At 66.0% G+C, this 24384-nt stretch carries 21 protein-coding genes; 9 read left to right on the forward strand and 12 right to left on the reverse strand.

Features of this window, described 5'->3' with window-relative positions; translation table 11 throughout:
- Window positions 1–66: 66 nt before the first annotated feature.
- From JYA52_RS21345 to mnmA, 5 genes are all read right to left on the reverse strand, one after another.
- A complete protein-coding gene (locus JYA52_RS21345; protein WP_240460651.1) occupies window positions 67–1782 on the reverse strand; it encodes an ABC transporter ATP-binding protein in 1716 nt (571 codons plus the stop codon).
- On the reverse strand, window positions 1779–2804 hold the full coding sequence (locus tag JYA52_RS21350; protein WP_205655386.1) for an ABC transporter permease: 1026 nt from the start codon (window positions 2802–2804) through the stop codon (window positions 1779–1781). Before JYA52_RS21350 ends, JYA52_RS21345 begins: the two co-directional genes overlap by 4 nt.
- Window position 2805: 1 nt before the next feature.
- Window positions 2806–3897, reverse strand: coding sequence for an ABC transporter permease (locus JYA52_RS21355; protein ID WP_205655387.1), 1092 nt, complete (start codon window positions 3895–3897; stop codon window positions 2806–2808).
- A 125-nt stretch (window positions 3898–4022) separates the two neighbouring features.
- Window positions 4023–5654: an ABC transporter substrate-binding protein gene (locus JYA52_RS21360; RefSeq protein ID WP_205655388.1), complete on the reverse strand. Its 1632-nt coding sequence runs from the start codon at window positions 5652–5654 to the stop codon at window positions 4023–4025.
- A gap of 244 nt (window positions 5655–5898) precedes the next feature.
- Window positions 5899–7041: a tRNA 2-thiouridine(34) synthase MnmA gene (gene mnmA, locus JYA52_RS21365; RefSeq protein ID WP_205655389.1), complete on the reverse strand. Its 1143-nt coding sequence runs from the start codon at window positions 7039–7041 to the stop codon at window positions 5899–5901.
- Window positions 7042–7258: 217 nt separating this feature from the next.
- Here mnmA and JYA52_RS21370 point away from each other — a divergent pair, with 217 nt between their 5' ends.
- Window positions 7259–8512 (forward strand): NAD(P)/FAD-dependent oxidoreductase, encoded by a 1254-nt coding sequence (locus JYA52_RS21370; RefSeq protein WP_205655390.1) that lies wholly within the window; start codon window positions 7259–7261, stop codon window positions 8510–8512.
- Here JYA52_RS21370 and JYA52_RS21375 read toward each other — a convergent pair.
- On the reverse strand, window positions 8491–9720 hold the full coding sequence (locus JYA52_RS21375; protein ID WP_205655391.1) for a cysteine desulfurase family protein: 1230 nt from the start codon (window positions 9718–9720) through the stop codon (window positions 8491–8493). The two genes, JYA52_RS21370 and JYA52_RS21375, sit on opposite strands and share 22 nt — an antisense overlap.
- A 23-nt stretch (window positions 9721–9743) precedes the next feature.
- Window positions 9744–10418, reverse strand: coding sequence for a helix-turn-helix transcriptional regulator (locus JYA52_RS21380; protein ID WP_205655392.1), 675 nt, complete (start codon window positions 10416–10418; stop codon window positions 9744–9746).
- A 92-nt stretch (window positions 10419–10510) separates the two neighbouring features.
- On the opposite strand from JYA52_RS21380, the gene JYA52_RS21385 reads away from it, so the two are divergent.
- Window positions 10511–10927 (forward strand): hypothetical protein, encoded by a 417-nt coding sequence (locus JYA52_RS21385; RefSeq protein WP_205655393.1) that lies wholly within the window; start codon window positions 10511–10513, stop codon window positions 10925–10927.
- 24 nt (window positions 10928–10951) lie between these two features.
- Here JYA52_RS21385 and JYA52_RS21390 read toward each other — a convergent pair whose 3' ends face one another.
- Window positions 10952–11671, reverse strand: a complete 720-nt coding sequence (locus JYA52_RS21390) for a hypothetical protein (RefSeq protein ID WP_240460682.1) — start codon at window positions 11669–11671, stop codon at window positions 10952–10954.
- 218 nt (window positions 11672–11889) lie between these two features.
- Between JYA52_RS21390 and JYA52_RS21395 the strand changes: the two genes are divergently transcribed.
- From JYA52_RS21395 to JYA52_RS21410, 4 genes are all read left to right on the forward strand, one after another.
- Window positions 11890–12837: a J domain-containing protein gene (locus tag JYA52_RS21395; protein ID WP_205655394.1), complete on the forward strand. Its 948-nt coding sequence runs from the start codon at window positions 11890–11892 to the stop codon at window positions 12835–12837.
- Window positions 12838–12909: 72 nt separating this feature from the next.
- Complete coding sequence (locus JYA52_RS21400; protein ID WP_205655395.1) at window positions 12910–13377, forward strand: tRNA (cytidine(34)-2'-O)-methyltransferase; 468 nt, start codon at window positions 12910–12912, stop codon at window positions 13375–13377.
- Window positions 13378–13598: 221 nt separating this feature from the next.
- Entirely contained in the window at window positions 13599–14204 is a 606-nt protein-coding gene (locus tag JYA52_RS21405) for a sigma-70 family RNA polymerase sigma factor (protein WP_205655396.1), read from the forward strand.
- 1 nt (window position 14205) lies between these two features.
- A complete protein-coding gene (locus tag JYA52_RS21410) occupies window positions 14206–15042 on the forward strand; it encodes an anti-sigma factor (RefSeq protein ID WP_205655397.1) in 837 nt (278 codons plus the stop codon).
- Window positions 15043–15085: 43 nt separating this feature from the next.
- Here JYA52_RS21410 and JYA52_RS21415 read toward each other — a convergent pair whose 3' ends face one another.
- The 4 genes from JYA52_RS21415 to JYA52_RS21430 all read right to left on the reverse strand — a co-directional run bounded on the left by JYA52_RS21415 (window position 15086) and on the right by JYA52_RS21430 (window position 19585).
- On the reverse strand, window positions 15086–15862 hold the full coding sequence (locus JYA52_RS21415) for a PIG-L deacetylase family protein (RefSeq protein ID WP_205655398.1): 777 nt from the start codon (window positions 15860–15862) through the stop codon (window positions 15086–15088).
- Window positions 15863–15866: 4 nt separating this feature from the next.
- The gene (locus JYA52_RS21420) at window positions 15867–16820 is read right to left on the reverse strand and encodes an electron transfer flavoprotein subunit alpha/FixB family protein (protein ID WP_205655399.1); all 954 of its coding nucleotides are present in this window, start codon (window positions 16818–16820) and stop codon (window positions 15867–15869) included.
- Between the two features lie 15 nt (window positions 16821–16835).
- Window positions 16836–17636 carry an electron transfer flavoprotein subunit beta/FixA family protein gene (locus tag JYA52_RS21425; protein ID WP_205655544.1) on the reverse strand — a complete coding sequence of 267 codons (801 nt, stop codon included), beginning with the start codon at window positions 17634–17636 and terminating at the stop codon, window positions 16836–16838.
- A gap of 251 nt (window positions 17637–17887) precedes the next feature.
- Window positions 17888–19585 (reverse strand): S1C family serine protease, encoded by a 1698-nt coding sequence (locus JYA52_RS21430; RefSeq protein WP_205655400.1) that lies wholly within the window; start codon window positions 19583–19585, stop codon window positions 17888–17890.
- Between the two features lie 296 nt (window positions 19586–19881).
- Between JYA52_RS21430 and JYA52_RS21435 the strand changes: the two genes are divergently transcribed.
- The 3 genes from JYA52_RS21435 (at window position 19882) to JYA52_RS21445 (ending at window position 24370) form a co-directional block, all read left to right on the forward strand.
- Entirely contained in the window at window positions 19882–21936 is a 2055-nt protein-coding gene (locus JYA52_RS21435) for a TPM domain-containing protein (protein ID WP_205655401.1), read from the forward strand.
- A 108-nt stretch (window positions 21937–22044) separates the two neighbouring features.
- Window positions 22045–22848, forward strand: coding sequence for a PspA/IM30 family protein (locus tag JYA52_RS21440; protein WP_205655402.1), 804 nt, complete (start codon window positions 22045–22047; stop codon window positions 22846–22848).
- A 97-nt stretch (window positions 22849–22945) separates the two neighbouring features.
- Window positions 22946–24370, forward strand: coding sequence for a cryptochrome/photolyase family protein (locus JYA52_RS21445; RefSeq protein WP_205655403.1), 1425 nt, complete (start codon window positions 22946–22948; stop codon window positions 24368–24370).
- Window positions 24371–24384: the final 14 nt, after the last annotated feature.

The following is a 24384-nucleotide window of genomic DNA, read 5'->3' on the forward strand; positions in this document are numbered from 1 at the left end:
AGAGTGCCCACCCCCGCCGGCGCCAGGGTGGGCACTCCCTTGTCACTCCTAAATGTTGCTCCGGGACTAGATGCCCAGCAAGGCCCGGTGGTCTTCCCTGCGCCTCGCCTGCTCGGTGGGATCAGGCACCGGAAGCGACGCGATCAGCCGCCTTGTGTAGTCGTGCTGCGGTGCTCCCATCACGTGGTTGCCGATCCCCTGCTCCACCAACTTGCCCTTGTACAGCACGCCCACCCAGTGCGAGAGCATGTCCACGACGGCAAGGTCATGGCTGATGAACAGCGCCGCGAAACCGAACTCCTGCTGGATGTCCTTGAACAGCTCGAGGACCTTCGCCTGCACCGAAACGTCCAGGGCAGACGTCGGCTCATCCGCGATCAGCAGCTTCGGGTTCAGGATCAGCGCCCGGGCCAGCGACGCCCGTTGGCGCTGTCCGCCGGACAACTCGTGCGGAAAGCGGTCGGCATACGACGCCGGCAGCTGGACCGATTCGAGCAGTTCCCCTACGCGCTTGCGCGCCTGGGCCGGGGTTGGGTTCGTGTGGATGATGAGCGGCTCAGCCACGCAGTCCCCGATGGTCAGCTGGGGATTGAAGGATGCTGCGGGGTCCTGAAAGACGAAACCTATTTCCTTGCGGAGCGGTTTGAACGTCTTCTCCTTCAGGTGCAGCATTTCGTAGCCCAGTACGTTCAGGCTGCCGCCGGTAGTCCGGTTCAGGCCCGCGATCGCCCGTCCAATGGTGGTCTTGCCGGAGCCGGATTCCCCCACGAGGCCGAAGACCTCGCCCTCTGAGACGGTGAAGCTGACGCCATCCACGGCCCTGAAGGAGGGGGTGCCCAGCCGGCCGGGATACTCGATGGTGAGGCCCTTGGCCTCGACCAGGACCTTTCCGCCCTGGTGAGCGCGCTCCACCATTCCTTCGGAGGCCGAATGACGGCCAAGGTGGGGAACGGCTGCCAGCAGCTTCTTGGTGTAGGCCTGCCGGGGTTCGGCGAACAGCGACTTGGCCGAAGCCTCTTCTACGACGTCGCCCTGGTACATCACCACCACGCGGTCGGCCAGGTCAGCCACGACGCCCATGTTGTGCGTGATGAGCACGATGGACGTCCCGTACTTGTCCCGCAAATCCCGCAGGAGCTCCAGAATCTCTGCCTGGACCGTGACGTCCAGTGCGGTGGTAGGCTCGTCCGCCACGATCAGGCCGGGGTTCAGGGCAAGCGCCGCGGCGATGACCACGCGCTGCTTCTGCCCGCCCGAGAACTGGTGCGGGTAGTAGTTCACGCGGTGCTCCGGATCGGGGATCCCCACCTTGCGGAGTGCGTCGATGGCCCTGGCCTTCGCCTCCTTGGCGGAGACACGCTTGCCGCCGGGGCCGCCTCCATGCGCACGGATACCCTCAGCGATCTGCCAGCCAACGGTGAAGACGGGGTTCAGCGCCGTTGACGGCTCCTGGAACACCATCGCCACGTCGCGTCCCCGGACCTGCCGAAGCTTGGCGGCGCTGATGCTGATGATGTTGTTGCCGTTGATGAGCACGGCGCCGCCGCTGGTGGCTGTTTCCGGCAACAGGCCGAGGATCGCCTTGGCTGTGACGGTCTTGCCGGAGCCGGATTCGCCAACAATGGCCAGCACCTCGCCGGCCCGTACTTCGAGGCTGACGTCCTTGACCGCGTGGACGTCGCCGGCGTCGGTGGCGAACGTGACCTTGAGGTTGTCGATATCCAGAACGGGCTGCCCCACCGGCTTGGGTTGGTCCGTGAACGGACCCAGGTTGATGGTCAAAGTACTCTCGATTCTGCTTGCGGGGCCGCCTGGGCGGCTGCGGTCGAGTCCGGGCCGCCGGCGCCGGAAGCTGCCTTCCTGCGGCCGCGCAGGCGGGGATCGTTGAGGTCGTTGATACTTTCCCCGACGAGCGTGAGGCCAAGGACGGTCCAGACGATCGCGAGACCGGGGAACACGCCCGTCCACCAGATGCCGGAGGTTGTGTCTGCGAGCGCCTGCTTCAGGTCGAAGCCCCATTCGGCGGCCGAGCTGGGCTCGATGCCGAAGCCCAGGAAGCCCAGCCCTGCCAGCGTGAGGATCGCTTCGGAGGCGTTGAGCGTGAAGATCAGGGGCAGTGTCCGCGTGGCATTTTTGTAGATGTGCCTGCTCATGATGCGGATATTGGAGGCACCCACCACCTTGGCCGACTCGACGAATGGCTCCGCCTTGAGCCGGATGGTTTCCGCCCTGATGACGCGGAAGTACTGCGGGATGAACACCACGGTGATCGAGATGGCCGCCGCAAGCACCCCGCCGAACAGGCTCGACTGCCCGCCGCTGATGACAATCGCCATGACGATGGCCACGAGCAGCGACGGAAACGCGTAAATGGCGTCCGCGATGACCACGAGGACGCGGTCCAGCCAGCCGCCAAGGTAGCCGCTTACCAGGCCAAGGATGACGCCCGCAAAGATGGACAGCACCACGGCCGCCACAATGACGAGTACGGCGGTCTGGGAGCCCCACACAACGCGGGAAAAGACGTCGTACCCGCCAACGGTCGTGCCCAGCAAGTGCTTCCCGCCGGGTGCCTGCTGCGCAGGAAAGCTGCCGGCGGCGTCGGACAGCTGCGAGTAACCGTAGGGGGCGATAAGCGGCGCGAAGAGGGCTGTCAGGAGGAAAATTCCGGTCAGGACGAGGCCCGTGACCAGCATGCCGCGTTGCAGTCCTACGCTCTTGTTGAAATGCGAAATGACGGGAAGCCTCTTGATCAGGGGCGCCCTGCGGTCAACGGTGGCCTCCACAGGAGTGTTCGTGCTCATATCAGTACCTCACGCGGGGATCGATCAGCGCGGCCACGATGTCCACGATGAAGTTGGTGACGGCCACGATGACGGCCAGGAGCACCACGATGCCCTGCACCGCCACGAAATCCCGGGCGGTCAGGTAGTTGACCAGCTGGTACCCCAGGCCTTTCCACTCGAAGGTGGTTTCCGTGAGCACGGCGCCTCCCAGGAGCACCGCGATCTGCAGCCCCATCACCGTGATGATGGGGATGAGGGCGGGCTTGAAGGCGTGCTTGGTGACGAGACGGTATTCACTGACGCCCCGCGACCGTCCGGCTTCTATATAGTCCCTGCCGAGGGTGCCGATCACATTGGTCCGGACGAGCCGGAGGAAAATTCCTGCCGTCAGCAGCCCCAGGGCGACCGCAGGCAGGACCGCATGTGCCATGACGTCTCCCAGCGCGGCCATGTTCCCGCTGCGGACCGCATCCAGCCAATAGATCCCGGTTGGCGCCTGCAGCCCCGTGAGGGCCAGTTCACTGGAAGTCCTGGCACGTCCCGCCACCGGAAGCCAGCCAAGCCACACCGAAAAGGTGAGCTTGAGCAGCAGCCCCGCAAAGAACACCGGGGTGGCGTAGCAGAGGATGGCGAAGACACGCAGCACCGCATCGGGGGCATGGTCCCTGCGGTGAGCCGCAACCATGCCCAACGGAATACCGACGAGCAGCGCGACGATGAGGGCGTTGACGGTCAGTTCCAGCGTGGCCGAACCGTAGGTGGCCAGCATCTCGACCACCCGGCGGTTGTCCGAGAGCGTGGTGCCGAAGTTGCCCGTAACGAGCTGTGCAAGATATTCAAAGTATTGGACGAACACGGGGCGGTCGTAGCCCGCGGCGTGGATGCGCTCCTGCAGTTGGTCCGGGGGAAGCCGGCCACCCAGCGCAGCCGTGATGGGATCGCCGGTGATCCGCATCAGGAAGAACACCATGGTGACCAGGATGAAAATGGTGGGAATGATCAGGAGGAACCTGATGATCATGTACTGGCCGAGTCCCCCGCCGCCAGTTTTCTTTTTGGACGGTAGCAGTCCGTCGGCGTCGCTGGGCGGCGCCTCAATGAGAGTTGTCATACTTACCTAAGTCTTGGGTGCACTGCGGTCCCGGCCGGAGCCGGCCATGCATGCAGTGGCCGCGGAGGCGGGACGCCGGGTTGGCGCCCCGCCCCGTTGGCTGGCTGAATCCTGCAGGGACGGACCTACTTGGAGATCACTCCGAGCCGGGTCTTGAAGGACGCGTCGAGCGTCTGCTCAACGCCCTTGACGTCGGCCCCGGCAACCATGAGCTGCGCGCCCTGGAGGAGCGGCAGGGTGGAGAGGTCCTGGGCCACGGCCGTCTGGGCGTCCCCAAGGACCTTCTCGCGTTCGGCCTTGTCCACAGTGGTGAGCTGCTTCTTCACCAGGTCCGTGACGGCCGGGTTCTCATAGTGGTTCTTGAGGAAGTTGCCCGGCACGAAGAAGGGCGTGAGGTAGTTATCGGCGTCGGAGTAGTCGGGGAACCAGCCCAGCTGGTACACCGGGTAGGCGTCCGCCGTGCGGGCCTTGGAGTAGGTGACCCACTCCGTGGACTGTAGGTCAACCTTGAACAGGCCGGACTTCTCCAGCTGTTCCTTGATCATGGCGTATTCGTCTCCGGAGGACTTGCCGTAGTGGTCCGGGTTGTACTGGAGTTTGATGTTGACGGTGCCCGAAATCCCGGCATCGGCGAAGGCCTTCTTGGCCTTGTCCAGGCTGGGCTTTCCGGTGCCGTCGCCGTACATCTCCTTGAGCGGCTGGACCGCTCCGGCGAAACCATCCGGCACCACCGAATATGCCGGCAGGTAGGTGCCCTTATAGACCTGCGTGGCAAGGGCCTCACGGTCAACGATGTGGGCCATGGCCTGGCGTACCGCGAGGGCCTTCTTGGGATCGGCGTTGGATGTCTTGGCGCCAAAGGGCATGGTGTCGAAGTTGAACACGATGTAGCGGAGCTCGCCGCCCGGGCCCTTGTGCACCTTGACCTTGGAGTCCTTTTCCAGGTCGGCGGCGTCGGTGGCGGTGAGGCTTCGGCCGGCAACGTCGATGTTGCCCTGCTGCACGTCCAGCTTCAGGTTGTTGGAGTCGGCGTAGTACTTGATATTGGCGCCGTCGTTGGCAGGCTTGCCCAGCAGGCCCTTGTAGTCCGGGTTGGCCTTGAGGCTTACGAGTTCGTTCTTCTTGTAGCTCTCGATGGTGTACTGGCCTGCGAACGGCCTGGCCTTGACGATCTCGTCATCGCTCATGACTTTGTCTGCCGGAAAGACCTCTTCGTCGACGATCGGTCCGGAGTTGGCGGCGAGAACGCCCGGGAAGACCTGGTCGTTGCCTGCCTTGAGCGTAAAGACCACAGTGGAATCATCCTTGGCCGCGACGGACTTCAGGTTGCCCAGCAGCGAAGCCGGTCCGTTGGGGTCGGCGATTTTGACCACCCGGTCGATGGAGAATTTGACGTCCGAGGACGTCAGGGCGTGGCCGTTGGCGAATTTGAGGTCCGGCTTGAGCTTCACGGTGTATTCCGTGGGACTCGTGAATGATGCCGATTCCGCGATGTCGGGGGACGCGTCAGCGCTCCCCGGCTTGGCGTTCAGGAGAAACGGGTAAATCTGGTTCATCACCATGAACGATCCGGCCTCGTAGGAACCGGCCGGGTCAAGGCTGACTACTTTGTCGGTGGTCCCGTAGGTGATGGTGCCACCGCCGGCTTCGCCGGTGGACGTTCCGCCACCGGACGGGCCCGTGCAGGCAGTCAGTGCGAAAGCGGACATGCCCGCGAACGCGATAGCGCTCCGCACGGCTTTGTTGTTCATTGCCATCTGTGAACTTTCTGTTCGATGAAGACGCGCGGAGCCCGGCATGAATAGTGCGGGCGGCGCGCTGGCCTGATGCCTTGATTGAATCAGACGGTTGCCCGGTGAAACGTTGCATCTTGTGAGATGAGACACAAAATTTACCATAGGGAGGCTCGGAACCTACTCGCGGGTACGAAAGACGGCCGGCGGAAAATCCGCCGGCCGTCCTGTGGTCCGAAATGGGGTCTGGTTATTTCAAATCAGTGGGCTACTTCAGCTCGGCGCGCTGCAGCGAGCGGGCGGCGTCGATCGTGGCTTGGCCAAGGACCCGGCTGCCCTGGTACAGCACCACCGTCTGGCCGGGAGCAACCCCCCGGAGCGGCTCAGTCAGTGTGACCACGAGGCTGTCTCGTTCCACGCCGCCGTCATCGGCAACGCGCTCCACCCGTGCCCTCGCGGGAACGGGATCGCCGTGCGCGCGGACCTGCGCATAGCAGTCGAAGTCGGCACCCGTGCCCACTTCGCCGATGGGCAGCCCGGCCCAGGAAACCTTGATGCCGCGGATCTCGTCGATGGCGAGGAGAGCCTCCGGCCCGACAACTACCTTGTTCTCCTTGGGCCGGATTTCGAGGACGAACCTGGGCTTTCCGTCGGCGGCTGGCCGGCCGAGCTTCAGGCCGCGGCGCTGTCCCACGGTGAAGGCGTTGGCCCCGGGGTGCTCGCCCACTTTGGATCCGGACTCGTCCACGATGTCACCGGAGGTCATCTCGATCTTCTCCGCAAGCCAGCCGGCGGTGTCGCCGTCGGGGATGAAGCAGATGTCATGGCTGTCCGGCTTGTTGGCCACGGAGAGCCCGCGCCGTTCGGCTTCTGCCCGCACCTCGGCCTTGGACGGAGTATCGGCGAGGGGGAACATCGAGTGCTTGAGCTGCTCATGCGTCAGCACGCCCAGTACGTAGCTCTGGTCCTTGGCCCAGTCAGCGGCGCGGTGCAGCTCGGGGTTGCCGTCGGCGTCGTTGATCACCTTGGCATAGTGCCCCGTACACACGGCATCGAACCCGAGGGCGATGGCCTTCTCCAGCAGGGCAGCGAACTTGATGCGTTCGTTGCACCGCATGCAGGGATTCGGGGTGCGGCCCGCGGCGTATTCGTCGATGAAGTCCTGGACCACATCCTCCTTGAACCGCTCGGAGAAGTCCCACACGTAGTACGGGATGCCCAAAACGTCGCAGGCACGCCAGGCGTCGCGGGAGTCCTCGATGGTGCAGCAGCCCCTGCTTCCCGTACGCAGGGTGCCGGGCATCCGGGACAGCGCCAGATGGACCCCGACGACGTCGTGCCCCGCCTCGACGGCGCGGGCGGCGGCAACGGCGGAGTCAACTCCGCCGCTCATGGCTGCTAGAACTCGCATTGATGCTTTCTGTGGGCTGATATAGGGGGCGGCGGGGTGTCCCTGCCGCTCTTGGGAGCAGTGCGGCGAAACAAGTTGCACTGCACGCCTCCTTATTCTATCGCCCGGCGGAATCTGACCTAAATTGCCTTGACGGCCACTCTGTACTCTTCTAACGTCAAAAGAACTGGTTTTAGAGTGCCGGGCCGCGTGGCCTGCCTGACGAATCGAGCGGACAATGTCCCCTGAGAACATCGTTATTGCCGGCGCGGGGCTGGCCGGGGCAACGGCCGCCCGCACGCTGCGCACCGAAGGTTTCCACGGCGACATCATCATCGCCGGAGCGGAGTCCCACCACCCCTACATCAGGCCGCCGCTGTCCAAGGAATACCTGCTGGGCAAAGCCGGGGAGGACGCCGTGGAGGTCGTGCCGGAGACCTGGTACACGGAGAACAATGTCACCCTCCGGCTGGGCGTTCCGGTGACCGAAGTGGACCCCGCCGGACACACCGTCCGGTACGCCGACGGCACGTCCGAGGGGTACGGCGCCCTGCTGCTCGCCACGGGCGCGCTCCCCCGGCCCCTGAAGCTGCCAGGCAGCGGGCTCGACGGCGTCAGCACTTTCCGGACGCTCGATGACAGCCGGCACCTGCGGGAGCAGCTCGCAGACGGCGGCCGCAACGTTGTCATGATCGGCTCCGGCTGGATCGGCATGGAGCTGGCGGCCGCGGCGAGCAGCTACGGCAACCACGTCACCCTCCTGGGGCTGGAGGAGGTACCGCTCGGAGGTGCCATAGGGCCTGAGCTGGGCCGGTTCTTCCGGACGCTGCATGAGGGCAACGGCGTACGGTTCGTGCTGCCCGGCTCGGCACGCGAAATCACCGGCCACGCGGGCAAAGTCACGGGGGTCCTCACCGATTCGGGCGAGCGGCTGCCGGCGGACATCGTGGTCATCGCCGTAGGCGTGGTGCCGGACACTGCCTTGGCAGGCGCGGCCGGGCTGGAGCTCCGGAACGGGATCCTGACGGACGCCTCGCTGAGGACGAGCGCACCGGACATCTTCGCGGCCGGCGATGTTGCGAACGCCCTGCACCCGTTCACCGGGGAGCACTACCGCAGCGAGCACTGGGCCAACGCCCTCAACGGGGGCAAGGTGGCGGGCAAAGCCATGCTCGGCCAGGACGCCGTTCTGGACGCCGTCCCGTACTTTTACACCGACCAGTATGACGTCAGCATGGAGTATTCCGGCTTTCCCTCGCTCGCAGCAGATGCCGCGCCAGTCATCCGCGGGTCCCTGGAATCGAAAGAATTCGTGGCCTTCTGGCAGCGGAAGGGACAGGTGGTGGCCGGGATGAGCGTCAACTGGCCCAAGTCCAGTAAGCCAAGCGCACAGAAGACCATCAAAGCACTCATCTCAGCCCGCTCGGACGTCGCAGCCGCAGCGCTGTCCGACCCGGCGGTGCCCTTCGATCAGCTGATGCCGGAATCCTGACGCGCCACGGTTCCGGCCGTCTGGATAGACGACTCATGGCCTGCCATTCCTGCCTGCCGGGCACGGGTGTACGCTTCGGGCAGGGCCGCCAGGAGTGCGTCGACGTCCGCGTCGGTCGAGGGATGGCCGAGCGTAAAACGCTGGGCTCCGCGGGCTGTTTCTTCGTCCAGTCCCATCGCAAGCAGTACATGGGACGGGCGGGGCACACCAGCCGTGCAGGCCGAGCCGGTGGACGATTCGACGCCGGCAAGGTCCAGGAGGAAGAGCAGTGAATCACCTTCGCAGCCCGGGAAGGTGAAGTGTGCGTTCCCGGGCAGCCTGCCCGGCCCGGGTGCTCCACGCAGCACAGCCGACGGGACGGCGTCGTGGACGCCTGCGATCAGCCGGTCCCTCAGGCCGGAGATCCGGGCGGACTCCGCGGCCAGGTTCTTCGCCGCTGTCTGGGCGGCGGCGGCAAAAGCCGCGATGGATGCTGTATCCAGGGTGCCGGAGCGGACGTCCCGCTCCTGGCCGCCGCCGTGCTGGACCGGCGTGAGCTTCACCGCACGTCCCAGCAGCAGTGCGCCCACACCCACTGGCCCGCCGATCTTGTGGCCGGAGATGGACATGGCGTCCAGGCCGGACTCCTTGAAGTCCACCGGAATGGAACCGAATGCCTGGACGGCGTCGGAGTGGACAGGCACGCCTGCGGCGTGGGACAGCTCGACGATTCGCTGCACCGGCTGGATGGTGCCCACCTCGTTGTTTGCCCACATGACCGTCACTAGGGCGATTGACTGTGGATCGCGGAGGAGTTCGGCTTCGAGGACGCCGAGGTCCAGCACCCCGTTCGAGTCCACGGGCAGCCAGGTGACGTCGGCACCTTCGTGCCGCTGCAGCCACTCCACCGTGTCCATAACGGCGTGATGCTCGACGGCGGAGCAGAGGATCCGGTGCCGCCCCGGGTCTTCGCTGCGCCTGGACCAGTAAAGTCCCTTGACCGCAAGGTTGTCGGCCTCGGTTCCGCCCGAGGTGAAGATGACCTCCGACGGATGGGCGCCTGCGGCCGCGGCAAGGGTTTCCCGGGCGTCTTCGACGGAGCGGCGTGCCCGCCGTCCTGCGCCGTGCAGCGATGACGGGTTTCCGGTCCGAGCCAACTCGCGGGTCAGCGCAGCCAGCGCCTCGGCGGCTATGGGCGTGGTGGCAGCATGATCCAGGTAAGCAGGCACGGGTTAATTCTACAAAGCTCTGGTTAGGGCCTGATCCTGGCGCAACAGCGTCCGGCGGACCGGTCCTCCTCCACCTTCTCTTCCGGCACCCCGCAGGCGGACGCGGCACCGCTGAGGAAAGCGCCGTTCATGGCGCACACGACGTCCGCGTGGCCCTCCGCCAGCCGGTGGAACGGACAGTTCAGGAGGACCATTCCTCCCTGACCGTCGGGAGCGGGACGGTAGCCGACGCGTGTCAGCAGTTGCTCCAGCGACACTCCCCCGCCGGCGGCAGCCTGCCCGCGGGCGTAGGCCGTGGCAACGAGCGCCTCGCCGACGGGACCTCGGCCTGACATCGATGACTCGATCGCCGACGCCAGGAGCTCCCCCGCCAGATCGTAGCTCCGGTCCGGGACGGACGCGCCCACTTCCTCAAGTGCGGGACGGTACAGCTTGGCTGGCCGGCCCGAACCGGGCCCGGCCTTGCCGCCGAGCTTCCTGAATTCGACGGCGAGGAGGCCGTCCCGCACCAACCGGTCCAAGTGGAACGACGCCGTGCTTCTCGGAAGATCCAGCGCGCCTGCGGCGTCGTCACGACCGACCGCCGACTGGGCCGAGGCGACGTATTCAAAGAGGCGCCGCCGGGTAGCATCCCCCAGCGACGCCAGCGCAGCCAGCCGTTCCGCCCACGACAACTTCGCTCCTGGTTCACGGGTCATGACTCCAGCGTATCTCTAAAAACAAGATTCATTGCTAAATAGCTGGCAGAGATCTAAAATCAAACTATCTACTTTTAGAAGGAGTGTGTGTCATGAAAACGTCAGCATTGACCGGAACTGCGGGGAGCCAAACTGTGGCGCCGGAGCCGACCCGTCAGGCGTTCCTGCTGTTGCGCACCGTCTTCACGGTGGCGCCCATCCTCTTTGGCCTCGATAAATTCGCCAACCTCCTCACCGACTGGACAACGTATCTCGCTCCGGTGGCGACGTCGGTGATCCCGGTGTCGGCGCAGACCTTCATGTATGCGGTGGGGATCATTGAGATCCTCGCGGGAATCCTGGTTGCCGTCCGTCCGCGGATCGGCTCGCTGGTGGTGGCCGCCTGGCTGGTGGGGATCATCGTGAACCTGCTCATCCTGGGCAACTTCTATGACGTTGCCCTGCGCGACTTCGGCCTCTTCGTGGGCGCAGTCGCACTGAACCGGCTCGCCACGGCCGCTGGAAAGTAGCGCAGCAGGGGGTGGGCCCGGCCCTTACTCCGCAGGCGGCACGACGGCCAGCCAGCGCTCAACGTCTCCCCTGGCGGCGGTAAGGGCCGACGCCGATGGGCAGGCAACCGTCACGAAGACGGATGAACCCGCCTGCCCGAATACCCTGGCAAGCATGGCGGCCTTGCCCTTGGGCAGGGCCGCACGCTCAAAGACCAGGACGTCAACGGTAGGTCCTGGCTTGCCCGGCTCCCCACCCCAGCGGAGGACCGCCGGTTTCAGGTACTTCGGCAGGATCGTGGGATCGAGATAGGCGAAGAGCTTTTCCGTCGATTCCCGGTCGTTGCCTGCCACGAGCGGCCACTGGTTAGTCCGAACCTTGGCCGCGGCCAGGCAGCCTCCGGAATTCCGGTATTCGCTGGCGCCTCCGGCGGAGTTCCCGGCACTCCGCCACCCCGGCGCTGCCGCCAGCCCTTCGGACACCTGCACCGGAACACCGCGGGCCAACGTGGCCCCGGCGGAAAATGGCATGCTGCGCGCGGCGACGGCGCCGGCGTCGTGACCGGGGGTGACGGTGGGAGCAGCCGGCTGGGGGGTGGCCGGTGTAGTTTGCCGGACACTGGGATCAGGGACGCCCACGCTGCAGCCGGCCAGCACTGCGGCAGCGACGGCGGCCAGCACTACCCGGGTGGAACGCGCCAGTCCGGTCTGCCCGTCCCCCCTGCCTGTCTGGCCGGTCCGGCCCAGTTCGCCTACCCCTGCCATCTCCACCTCACAAATTTACGTATGCGACTGGCATCCGGCAGAAGCCCGGGCGCCACGGTCCTTCGAAGAGTCTAGACGGCGCCGGCCGCCCCTTCCTGGCCGGCAGGGAACCAGGGAGACAGGCACGGACGTTGTCTGACTAGTCGGGCATTGCCGCCCGATATGCTTGGCAGACCCGGCGGCGTGCGCGCCGGCAACATTCAACCGAAGGACCTTGCTTGACCGAGGGAAACAGCTCCCACTACGAGGTACTCCGCGTCCCCGTGACCGCAACGGACAAAGAGATCAAGGTTGCCTACCGCAGGGCGGCACGGGTCTCGCATCCGGACCACGGCGGTGACGCCGCCACCTTCCGGCAGGTCACGCTTGCGTATGAAACCCTGATCGATCCGCGGCGAAGGGCTGCCTACGACCGTTCGTACGCCACGGGTCCCCGGCACCGGAGCAGGGCAGGCGCGGACGAGGCCCATTTTGATGCACCGGCGGCAGGAAGCCATGCCTCTGCGACGATCCACCGGCCCGGCACTCCACGGAACACCTCCGGCGACGATCCTGTCTACGTGCCTCCGTTCGACCTGCCCGGGGCCGTCCCGCTGATCCCCTTTGACGTAGCCAGCCAGCAGGTCCACGGGATGCCAAGGAAGCGCGGCATCTTCGGGGCCGAGGCCCGGATCCAGCGCGAGATGCGCACTGTCCAGTTGATCAGTCGGCAGGTTCTTCCGGCCATTCCGGCAGCCCGGCTCATCAACGGGCTGCAGTCCCCGGCAGACAACAGCCACATCGACCACGCGTTGCTGTCCGGCTACCGGCTGGCTCTTATCGGATCCATGCTCCTGCCCAAGGGCGCCTACGCCTGGGACGGTGCCACCCTGAAGCACGGCAGCCGGTCCATCGCTCCCCCGCAGCTGACGCAGGTGGTCTGGGCGATGCAGGACATCTTCCCCGAACTGAACGTGACCGGATGGACGGTGGTCCACAGCCCGGACGGCAACCTTCACGAGCCGGTCATTGACCACCACCGCCGGTCCCGCGCCTCCTCCGACGTGATGCAGGTGGTCAACGCCGCGGGGCTCGCCAGGGGACTGAAGCAGTTCCTCGCTGCCGGTCCGGCCCCGAACACTGTCAATGTCCCGGTGCTGGCCAGGCTGCTGCGGGGGATGCACTGAGACTGCACCGGACAAAACCCCGTCCCGGTACTAGGCGCCCCGGTACTAGGCGCCCGGCACTAGGATGGAACGGTGTTCCGCATCCTCTTCCACACCCCTGAAATCCCGGGCAATACCGGCAACGCAATACGGCTTGCCGCCATTACCGGCGCCGAACTCCACCTCGTTGAACCGCTGGGCTTCGACTTCTCGGATGCCAAGCTGCGCCGGGCGGGGCTCGACTACCACGATCTTGCCGTCGTGACCGTGCATCCGGACCTCGAGTCTGCATGGAAGGCCCTGCAGCCGGACCGGGTATTTGCCTTCACCTCCGATGGCGAAAAGTCGTATACGGACATCGCCTACCGGCCGGGCGACGTCCTGCTGTTCGGCCCGGAGTCGGTGGGCCTGCCGGAGCACGTCAAGAACGATCCCCACGTAACCTCGAGGGTGCGGCTGCCCATGCTGCCCTCGCTGCGGTCACTGAACCTGGCGAATGCGGCGTCCATCGCCGTGTACGAGGCGTGGCGCCAGCAGGGCTTCGCCGGCGCACAGGTCTGACAGGCGGCCCGCACCGGCCCGGCAATTCATATTCCCGCATGGGGGCACCCATCCGATGCGCAGCCCGCAGCGAATCACTGCTGAGGTCAAATCCCGGGGATGAGGAGCGACAGGTGAGAACAGTGCGTGCGGGCAGGCCAGCATCCGGTATTGCCCGAAACAGTGCTGCCGTCCCCGGAATGTGCGCCCAGGGGCCGTCCGGCGACCTATGCTTGACTGTGATGGAAACTCCCAACGCGCCGAACTTCGACGCCCCAGCGCCGCCGGGCACCGCCGTCGATCTTAACCGCCAGCTGGCAGCATTGCTGGAACGCATCGCCAACGGTGACCAGCCTGCATTCGCCGAGTTCTACCGGCTGACCTCACGCCGGGTGTACGGCATGGCCAGGCGCGTCCTGATTGATCCGGAGCTCAGCGAAGACGCCACACAAGAGGTTTTCCTGCAGGTCTGGCAGAATGCCGCCAAATTCGACGCCGCCAGCGGAAGCCCGCTGGCATGGCTCATGACCATCTCCCACCGCCGTGCCGTGGACAAGGTGAGATCCTCGCAGTCTTCCAATGACCGAGAGGCCAGGTACGGTGCCGGCAACCAGGACATCGACCATGACTCCGTGGCTGATGAAGTGGACAGCCGGCTGGAAGCCGACGCCGTGGTGCGGTGCCTGGGAACGCTTACCGAGACACAGCAGGAGTCGGTGCGGCTGGCCTACTACGGCGGACTGACGTATCGGGAAGTCGCCGAAAAGCTCGGCGCTGCCATACCTACCATCAAGTCCCGCATCCGCGACGGACTGATCCGACTGAAGAATTGCTTGGGGGTGAGTTGAAATGAACGAATCGCACGATCCGAACGGCCGCCGGTTGCCGCGGGCGTTCGCTGCCGACATTTCCACTGACCTGACCGCCGGCCGCGCTGTGGAACTTGCCGAGGTTTATGCCTTGGACGCCGTCAGCGACGCGGAGCGGAGCGCCATCGAAGAGTACGTTAAGACCGCTCCGGAGGCGGAGCGGGAATCCTTCAACGAACGCGTCCGCCAGGCCAGGGAAACACTGGCCGTCGCGTTTACCGCCGAGGAGGAACCTCCGGCGGACCTGTTCGGGCGGATAGTCGCCCAGCTTCCGGTCAACCCTGCCGCGGAGCACTATGAGGCACAGGCGGCGCAGCCGCCCGCGGCGGATGATCTTGCTGCCGCCCGGGAACGCCGCGACGTCCGACGCCGGGCCTCCGGCATGCGGAACTGGCTCATCGGCGTTGCTGCCGCCGCCGTCATCGCCCTGGGCGGCGTGGGCGTCGGCGCCTACATGGCCAACCAGAATGATCCCCTGACACAGGTCCTCCAGGCGCAGGACGTGCGCCAGGCGACGGTCGACGTCAGCGGCGGCGGCACCGCCACGGTGTCCATATCGCCGTCGAAGGACGCCCTGGTGGTGCGGATGAAGGACGTGCCGGCACCTCCCCCGGGCAAGGTGTACCAGATGTGGCTGATTCCCAAGGACGGGTCCACTCCGGTCTCCCAGGGGCTGATGGATGCGGAGGCACTGTCCAAGCCCGCCGTCGTCAAGGGCATCAGTTCCGCTGCCTCGCTGGGCATCACTGTGGAACCGGCCGGCGGCTCGTCTGCCCCGACATCCGCCACGGTCGCTGCGGCGCCGCTCAGTACGTGAGCGGCGCGCAGCACCTGGGCAGGCGCCGTGTTGACGCTTTAGCCTAGAACCCGGCGATCGTACCCGGGCCGTTGACGGCTACGACATGGAAGGCCTCGGCGCTTCGCCCTTCGGGCAGGCCGGCCCGCTGTGCGTTCAGCACCATGCCGTTCCGCACCGTGTTCTCCATGGCGGCGGCATCGGGATGCTGGCTGACGTGGACGTGCAGCGCCGCCAGTTTGCTTTCCACATGCTCGGTGACGTCGACGAAATGGTTTTCCCGTTCCTCCGGCCCGGCAAACAGCCAGAGCCAGGGAACTTTGTAGGCCTCCAGCCCGGACTCGGCGAGCTCAGGGTACGCGTAGGGGTTTTCAACGGCGGGGTAGATGGCACGCGTGACAGCCTCGCCCACGGCAAGGTGGTCGGGGTGGCTCTTCTGGATGCGGTTCCAGTTTCGCTCGGGATGCATGGACAGCACGACGTCGGGACGGAGTTCGCGGATCAGCTTCACGACTCCCCACATCACCAGATGGTTTGGTTCGAGGAACCCGTCCCGCTCGTGGAGGTAGTGGATGTCCGTGACCCCGACAAGTGCTGCCGCGCGTTCCTGCTCGGCAGCCCGCAGGGCAATGATTTCTTCCCGGTGGGCAGGATCGAACCCGCCCGCATCGCCGTCGGTCATGATGCAGTAACTGACCTCGACGCCGGCGGCGGTCCAGGCAGCGACGGTGCCGGCAGCACCAAAGTCGATGTCGTCAGGGTGGGCCGCGAAACAGAGCACCCGCTCAACCCGGTGCTTGTCCGGGTTGAACGGGCTCTGCGCTGGAGCGTGGGCGGTCAAGGATTCAGCCCTTGCGCTTCTTGATTTCTGCAGTGGCCTGCGGGAGTACCTTGAAGAGGTCACCGACGATGCCGAAGTCCGCGATTTCGAAAACCGGAGATTCGGCGTCCTTGTTCACGGCAACGATCACCTTGGCCGTCTGCATGCCGGCCTTCTGCTGGATGGCGCCGGAGATTCCCGCTGAGATGTAGAGCTGCGGGGAGACAACCTTGCCGGTCTGGCCCACCTGGGCGTCGTGGCTGATCCAGCCGGCATCGGTGGCTGCGCGGGAGGCCCCCACCGCTGCACCGAGGGCGTCCGCCAGTTCCTCGACCGGGGTGAAGTCCCCGTCCAGGCCGCGGCCGCCGGCCACCACGATCCGGGCATCCGTGAGGTCGGGGCGTCCGCTCGCGACCTTCTGCTCGCGGGCGGTGATCCGGGCAGCCGTGGCGGCCGCATCGGCAGGAACGTCCACCGTCACGGTTTCGGGCGTGGCAAGCGCTGCGGCCGGTTCCGGGTTCACGCTGTTGGCTTTGACCGAGAACACGCTGACGGGCGTGGTGGCCTTTGCCGCGGTGGCGTAGGACCCTGCCAGCACCGACTTGTGGGCGGTGCCGTCGGCGTCGACTGCGACGACGTCGGTGATCACGCCGGCGCTCAGGCGGATTCCGAGCCGGGCCGCGATTTCCTTGCCCTCGGGCGAGTTGTCCAGCAGCACCGACGTGGCGCCGGACTTGTCCACTGCCGCCGCCACGAAGGCCGCCTTGGCGGCCACCAGGTAGTCGTCCAGGTCATCGGCGGACGGGCGGTAGACGGCGGCGGCGCCGTAGGCACCCAGGGTGGTGGCGGCGTCGTCGTGCAGTTCGCCGTTGACTGCGACGGCAGTCTCCCCGAGGGAGCGGGCGATGGTCAGGAGTTCCAGGCTGCTCTTCTTGAGGACCTGGCCCGGGTTGTCAATGAATACGAGTACGTTTGCCATGTGTTGTGATCCCTCTTAGAGCAGCTTCTGGGCGGCCAGGAAGTCCACCAGCTTGATGCCGGCGTCGCCTTCGTCCGTGATGATGGTGCCTGCCGTGCGGGGCGGCCGTTCCTCGGCCGACGTCACGGTGGTCCACGACCCGGCGTGGCCCACCTGGGACGGATCGACGCCGACGTCAGCCAGCGAAAGCGTGGTGATGCTCTTGCGCTTGGCAGCGATGATGCCCTTGAAGTTGGGGTAGCGGGGTTCGTTGATCTGGTCCGTCACCGAAACCACTGCGGGCAGGGACGCCTCGACGGTCTCGGAGTGGGTGTCTGCGTCACGGCGTGCGGTGACCCTTCCGCCGTCGACCTCCAGTGAGGAAGCGAACGTCACCTGGGGAAGCCCCAGGCGCTCGGCGAGCTGGGCCGGCACGAGGGATGTTTCACCGTCGGTGGACGCCATGCCCGTGAGGACCAGGTCCACCGGGCCGTCGCCGCCCAGATGCCGGACCGCGGCCGCGAGCGCCAGGGACGTGGCGGCGGCGTCCGAACCGGTCAGTGCTTCATCCGTGAGATGAACGCCCTCGGTGGCTCCGATCTGCAGGGACTTCTTGATGGCGTTCACGGCCCCGGCCGGCCCCATGCTGAGGGCGATGACCTTATTGCCTGCCTTGCTGCCGCCGCGCGCCTCGATCAGCTGCAGCGCGGCCTCCAGCGCGTACTCATCCAGCTCGGACAGGATGCTCTCGTCGCGGTCTGTCGTGTGGCCCTCGCCGCTGAGGTGCCGGTCGAACTGGGCGTCCGGCACATGCTTGACCAGGACGATGATCTTCAATGTCTCTTCCACTGTATTTACAGCAGCCTTCCATGCTTGTGGATAGCCAGCCGGGTGAGGTCATGGCCGCGGAACGCCCGGGGTACGGGTAGCTCCTAGCTAACCATATCGGGGCGTGCCGGCGCCGTCCCGTGTTAACGCCTGTGTCAGAACAGCGCCGGTTTCTGAGCAGGAGACGACGACGGGACCCACCTTCCCGGTGCGTCCCGCCGTCGTGTGTGCTGCGGAGTTGAGGTTTAGTTGGGGTTTGCCTACTGTTCGGCTGCGGCGCCGAGTGTCACATCCAGCTGCTGTTCGCGGCCGTTGCGCTGGATGGTGATCTTCACGGAGGCACCCGCCGGCTGCTCGCGGACTGCTGCGGTCAGCTGGTTCGGGTCACTGATGGCAAGGTCGTTGAAGCGTGTGACGACGTCGCCGACCTTGATGCCTGCCTTGGCGGCCGCGGAATTAGCCTCGACCGTGGCGACATCCGCGCCAATGGAGAAGCCCGACGTGGAATCCGAGGAGGACTTCTCCTTGACGCTGACTCCGAGCTGGCCGTGCGAGGCCTTGCCGTTGTCGATAATTTCCTGGGCGACGCGCTTGGCGTGGTTGATCGGGATGCTGAAACCGACTCCGATGTTGCCCGTCCCGGTCGCCGCCGAGCTGCCGCCGGCCGAAGCGATGGCGACGTTGACGCCGATGATCTCGCCCTTGCTGTTCACCAGTGCACCGCCGGAGTTGCCCGGGTTGATGGCCGCATCTGTCTGGATCACGTTGATGGCGATTGAGCCCTTGTTCGCCGAGCTCTGGCCCTGTCCCTGCCCCGGGGGAGCGAACTCGAAGCCCTGGCCGCCGCCCTGGGAGCTGTCCTGGCCGTCCTTGGGCGCTGCCGAGGAAGCGACGCTGATGGTCCTGTTCAGGGTGGAGACGATGCCGTCGGTGACGGTGCCGTTCAGGCCCAGCGGCGAGCCGATGGCCACCGCGGTGTCGCCGACATTCAGCTTGCTCGAATCGCCCAGCGTGGCGGGGGTGAGTCCTGAGGGATTGTCCACCTTGATGATGGCGAGGTCGGACAGGGGATCCGTTCCAACGAGTTTCGCGGACAGCACCCGGCCGTCGTTGGTGCGTATTTCAATGTCCGCGTTGGCGACCGTGCCGTCCAGCGTCACCACGTGGGTGTTCGTCAGGATGTGCCCCTGGTCGTCGATGATGACGCCGGAGCCGGTGCCGCCGTCGCTGCCGCTGGTGGCCTTGATGGTGACAACGCTCGGCGATGCCTTCGTTGCCGCCGCCGTGATGGCGTTGACGTCATCCTTGTTGTTGATGATGACGGTTTCGGGCTGGTTTCCCGTGCTGACTGTCGGCGCGGTCCCGCCGTCGAACAAATTACCGGATCCCACGGTTGCCACACCGCCGCCCACGAGGCCGGCGGCGAGGATGCTGGCAACCAGGGTGCCGACGCCAAAGGTGGCCTTGCGCTTGGGCGCGTTGGCCCGGTTGTCCTGAAATGCGGAGTGGACGGCGTGCTGGGCGTGGACCGGCTGGTGGCTGTGTTCTCCGGCGTGCTGGGGTGAATGCTGCGGCGCGGAGGCGAACTGCTGGGTGGCAGGTCCGGAGTGCTGGCCGTAGAACGGAGCATGCTGGGGGTATACGGGACGCGCTCCGGTGTGGGGCTCATGCTGCCCGTTGCTGCCCGGCGCATCCCCCGCGTCGCCCGGACGGTCCATGCGCAGGGTGGGGTTTTCCTGGCCGTGCCCGGCTGGGGCGGACTGGTCCTGGGTGCCCTGCTGTTGGGTGCCCGGCTCTTGCGCCGGCACGCGCTCGGTTTCGCTGGCCGTCCCGCCTTCCGGCTGGCTTTCCCCCCGCTGGAGACCCTCCGGGCGCTCCGGCCGAGCCGTTGGATCAGCGGGCCGCCCTGCAGGATCTCGGTTCTCGGGAGCTGACCCCGGTGCTGGGTTCTCAGTCATTGGATTTCCTTTCATCCTCGTCTGTATTAACTATGGACGATGCGACTGAAACTAGGGCGGACGTTTGCTGGGAGCTTCCTGAACGCGCTGGGCCCTGCGGTGCGGCCGTCCGCTCAAGGGTGGCAGCGCTTTTCGCTGGTGGCATATTCCCGGCCGTGGACGGCCCCCTTGGTGCACCATAGAATCAAGAAGAATTGCCACAGCGACCTGCGGCTTTACACCCGGCGTGGGGGCGCTGCTGCATTCTGGACGGCTGTTTCATCCTGAACCAGTCGCAGGCGTGCTGAAGGGTTGCCATGCGGTCAATGTTGAAACGTGTATTCGCCGTGATCGGCCTGACTGGAATGCTGGCGCTTCCTGCCTCAGCAGCCTGGGCCGAGAATCCGGTCACACTCGATCCTGTCTCCAAGATTGTCGATACCGCCGGTGTACTCGGCGGCAAGAAGGCCGACGTCGAAACGGCCATTAAGAAGCTCGGCACCGACCACGCCATGACGCTGCATGTCGTGTACGTCAAGAAATTCGAGAACCCGTCGGACCGGGTGGCATGGGCCGCCGATGTTGCCAAAAAGGCGAGCCTGGGCCCGAACGCCATGCTGCTGACCGTCGCGACTGACACCCGGCAATACCAGCTGAGCAAACCGTCGAACAGCAAGATCACCAACGCACAGCGCGAGTCCGTCATCAAGAGTGCGGTCGATCCCCAGCTTCGCAACGGTGACTACGCCCAGGCCGCCATCGACACCGCGGCCGCCATCGGTGACGCCGCCGGCGGCGGAAGCGGAAACGTTCCGTCTGGCGCTGGTGCGGGCACGGCGGTTCTCGTTGGTGTGGGTGTGGTGGCCGCCGGCGGAGCGGGAACGTATCTCTACCTCCGCAACCGTCGCAAGAAGGCCGCCCTGGCCTCCAGCGGCAGCTACGGTCCGCAGGGCGCCGAACTCGATCCGCTCGCCTCGCTGAGCGTTGAGGAACTCCGCCGCAAGAGCGGTTCGCTCCTCATCGAAGCCGACGACGCCATCAAGTCGAGCGAGCAGGAACTGGGCTTCGCCGAGGCGCAGTACGGCGAGGCCGCCGTCGGAAACTTCACGAAGGCACTCCAGGAGGCCAAGGCCCACATGTCCGAGTCGTTCAAGCTGCAGCAGCAGCTGGACGACCACATCCCCGACACCGAAGAGCAGCAGCGCACCTGGCTGGGCGAGATCATCCGCCGGTCCGAGGCAGCCCTGGCATCCCTGCAGGAGCAGAAGGCGGACTTCGATTCCCTCCGTGAGCTCGAAAAGAACGCCCCGCAGGCGCTGGCCGCCGTTGATTCCGGCGCGGCCGCTGCCGACGCAAAGATCACCAACGCTGAGCGTACGCTCGCGGAGCTGCGCGGCAAGTACGCCGAGAGCGCACTCGTCCAGGTGGCGGACAACATCACGCAGGCCAAGGAGCGCCTCGCGTTCGTGCAGAACGCAAGCAGCACCGCACGCGAGAAGCTGGATGCGGGTGAGGGAAGCCTGGCCGCAGTCGCGGTCCGCGCTGCTGAGGAGAGCCTGCACCAGACCAATGTGCTCCTGGACGCCATTTCGAAGGTGTCCGGCAGCCTGGATGAGGCCCGGCAGGGACTTGAGACTGCCGTCGTGGACACCTCCCAGGACCTGGCCCAGGCGAAAGCCATCATCCAGTCCGGTGCCCATCCGGAGCTCGCCGGGCCCGTGGCCGGCGTCGAGGCCGCACTCGCCCAGGTGAAAGCCGAGATTCAGGGTGGCCGGATTGACCCGATCGCCACCCTTGAACGGGTGGAAACAGCCCACCAGTCGCTGGACCGTTCGCTGGGCGGCATACGTGACCAGCAGGAGCAGTCCCGCCGTGCGCAGGCCTCACTGCAGCAGACCATCATGTCCGCGCAGGCACAGATCAGCGCCACCTCGGACTACATCACCGCCAGGAGGGGCGGCGTGGGAACGGAAGCCAGGACACGCCTCGCCGAAGCACAGCGCAATCTCGACTACGCGCTGTCCATCTCACGCAATGACCCCGTCACGGCACTGACGTATGCGCAGCAGGCCCACGCACTGGCTGCGCAGGCGGCCCAGCTGGCCCAGTCCGACGTCGACAACTTTGGCGGTTACGCCAACCAGGGGTACGGCCGTGGCGGCATGTTCGGAGGCGGCGGAGGCGGAGGCCTCGGCGGCGCCATTCTGGGCGGCATCCTGATCAACTCCATCCTGAACGGCGGAAGCGGCGGCGGCTGGGGCGGCGGCCACAGCGACGGCGGAGGCTGGGGCGGTGATTCCGGCGGCTTTGGAGGCGGAGATTCCGGCGGCGGAGACTGGGGCGGCGACTTCGGCGGAGGCGGGGACTTCTAGCCAGAACAAAGACGACGCCGGCCGGACCTTCCGGCCGGCGGGTAAAAGCGGTACATCAACTGATCACCGGATTCAGTGGGAAAACTGAGCAGGACGAAAGGTAACACCATGGTTAAGCAGTCCATTTTTGGCCGCATGGCGCAGCTCGCAAAGGCGAACATCAACTCCTTGCTCGATCAGGCCGAGGACCCGCAGAAGATGCTCGACCAGATGGTGCGGGACTATTCCAACAACATCGCCGAGGCGGAGTCGGCAGTGGCGCAGACCATCGGTAACCTTCGGATGCTGCAGGCCGACTATAACGAGGACGTGAAGAACGCCCAGGACTGGGGCAACAAGGCCCTGGCGGCTTCGCGGAAGGCCGACGAGTACCGCAGCGCCGGCGACACGGTTGACGCCCAGAAGTTCGACAACCTGGCCAAGGTGGCGCTGCAGCGGCAGATCGCATCTGAAAACGAGGCCAAGGCCGCCGAGCCCAGCATCGCGTCACAGACGGACGTTGTGGACCGTCTCAAGACCGGCCTGGACCAGATGAAGGGCAAGCTGAACCAGCTTACGAGCAAGCGCAATGAGCTGGTGGCCCGCTCGAAGACCGCAGCCGCCCAGTCGCAGGTTCACGACGCCCTCAAGAGCATTGACATCATGGATCCCACCAGCGAGGTGGGCCGCTTTGAGGAAAAGATCCGCCGCGAGGAAGCGAAAGTGCTCGGCCAGCAGGAGCTCGCCGCGTCCAGCCTCGACGCGCAGTTCAACCAGCTTGAAGACCTTGGCGAGCAGACCGAGATTGATGCCCGCCTGGCTGCGCTGAAGTCCGGCGGGGCCAAGCCGGCCATCGGTGCCGGCGGGACGGCGGCTTCCGGTTCGGCAGCCGTTGGTTCGACCGTCGACGAGGCTGACTTCGACAAGCTGTAAGAACTCCTAGCTGTAGCTGCGTCAGCGGACGCAGGAAGAAGGCCGGGATCCCGTGGATCCCGGCCTTCTTCGTATCCGCGGCATGTAGCGTGGAGCCATGTCTTCCACGATTGTCTGGCTCCGGGACGACCTTCGCCTCGACGACCACCCAGCCCTTTCGGCGGCAGCTGCAGGCCCGGACCGGATGACTGTGGTGTACATCCTGGACGAAGACTCCCCCGGCATCCGTCCGCTGGGCGGCGCGGCCAAATGGTGGCTCCATCATTCGCTGGCCGCGCTTTCCGCAGACCTGGAATCCAAGGGTTCGCGCCTGCTGCTCCGGCGCGGTGCCGCCTCCGCCGAACTCCGTGGCCTGGCCGAGGAGACGGACGCAGGGTCGATCCTCTGGAACAGGCGCTACGGGCTTGCCGAGCGGACCGTGGACGCCGGCATCAAGGAATGGGCCGCCGGGCAGGGCATCACCGCCACCAGCTTCCAGGCGAACCTTCTCTTCGAGCCGTGGACCGTCCGGACGGGCACTGGCGGACCGTACAAGGTTTTCACGCCGTTCTGGCGGTCGTGCCTGGCCGGCGCGGAGCCAAGGATGCCCGCTGATGCCCCGCAGCGCCTCCCCCAGCCGGCACATGATGCCAGCGGTTCGCTGCCCGTCAGTGACAGCCTCGATAGCTGGGGGCTGCTCCCCCGCCGGCCCGACTGGAGCACCGGGCTCGCGGAAACCTGGACGCCCGGGGAACGGGGCGCAGGCCTGCGGCTGGAGGATTTCCTGGACGGACCCGTCGAGGAGTACGGGACCGGACGGGATCTGCCGGGGGTGGAAGGCACCAGCCGGCTCTCCCCGCACCTCCGGTTTGGTGAAATCAGCCCGTTCCGGGTCTGGCAGGCACTTCGCCAACGCTATCCACGGAACGCTCCTGCCGACGTCGGCATCTTTCGAAGCGAGCTTGGCTGGCGGGAATTCTGCTGGCACCTGCTCTATGAGAACCCTGGCCTCGCCACGGACAACTATCGCCGCGAATTTGACCGCTTTGCCTGGCAAACGCCGTCCGACGCCGAACTCACGGCGTGGCACCAGGGCCGCACCGGCTATCCGCTCGTTGATGCCGGCATGCGTCAGCTGTGGCAGACGGGCTGGATGCACAACCGCGTCCGCATGGCCGCGGCATCCTTCCTAGTGAAGAACCTGCTGGCCGACTGGCGCCTGGGCGAAGCGTGGTTCTGGGACACACTCGTGGACGCCGATGCCGCGAGCAACCCCGCCAACTGGCAGTGGGTGGCCGGCTCCGGGGCGGATGCCTCGCCCTACTTCAGGATCTTCAACCCCGTCACCCAGAGCAAGAAGTTTGATTCCCGCGGACGGTACCTCCGCAGGTTCATCCCCGAACTGGCTGATCTGGACGACAAAGCCGTCCATGAGCCGTGGAAGGACAGCACGGCAGCGGATGCCTATCCTGCGCCGCTGGTGGGGCTGCAGGAGTCACGTGCCAGGGCCCTGGACGCGTACCAGCAGCTGAAGGAGGGCTGACGGACGCGTACGGC

The sequence above is a fragment of the Arthrobacter pascens genome, assembly GCF_017052465.1.
GTDB lineage: Bacteria > Actinomycetota > Actinomycetes > Actinomycetales > Micrococcaceae > Arthrobacter > Arthrobacter pascens.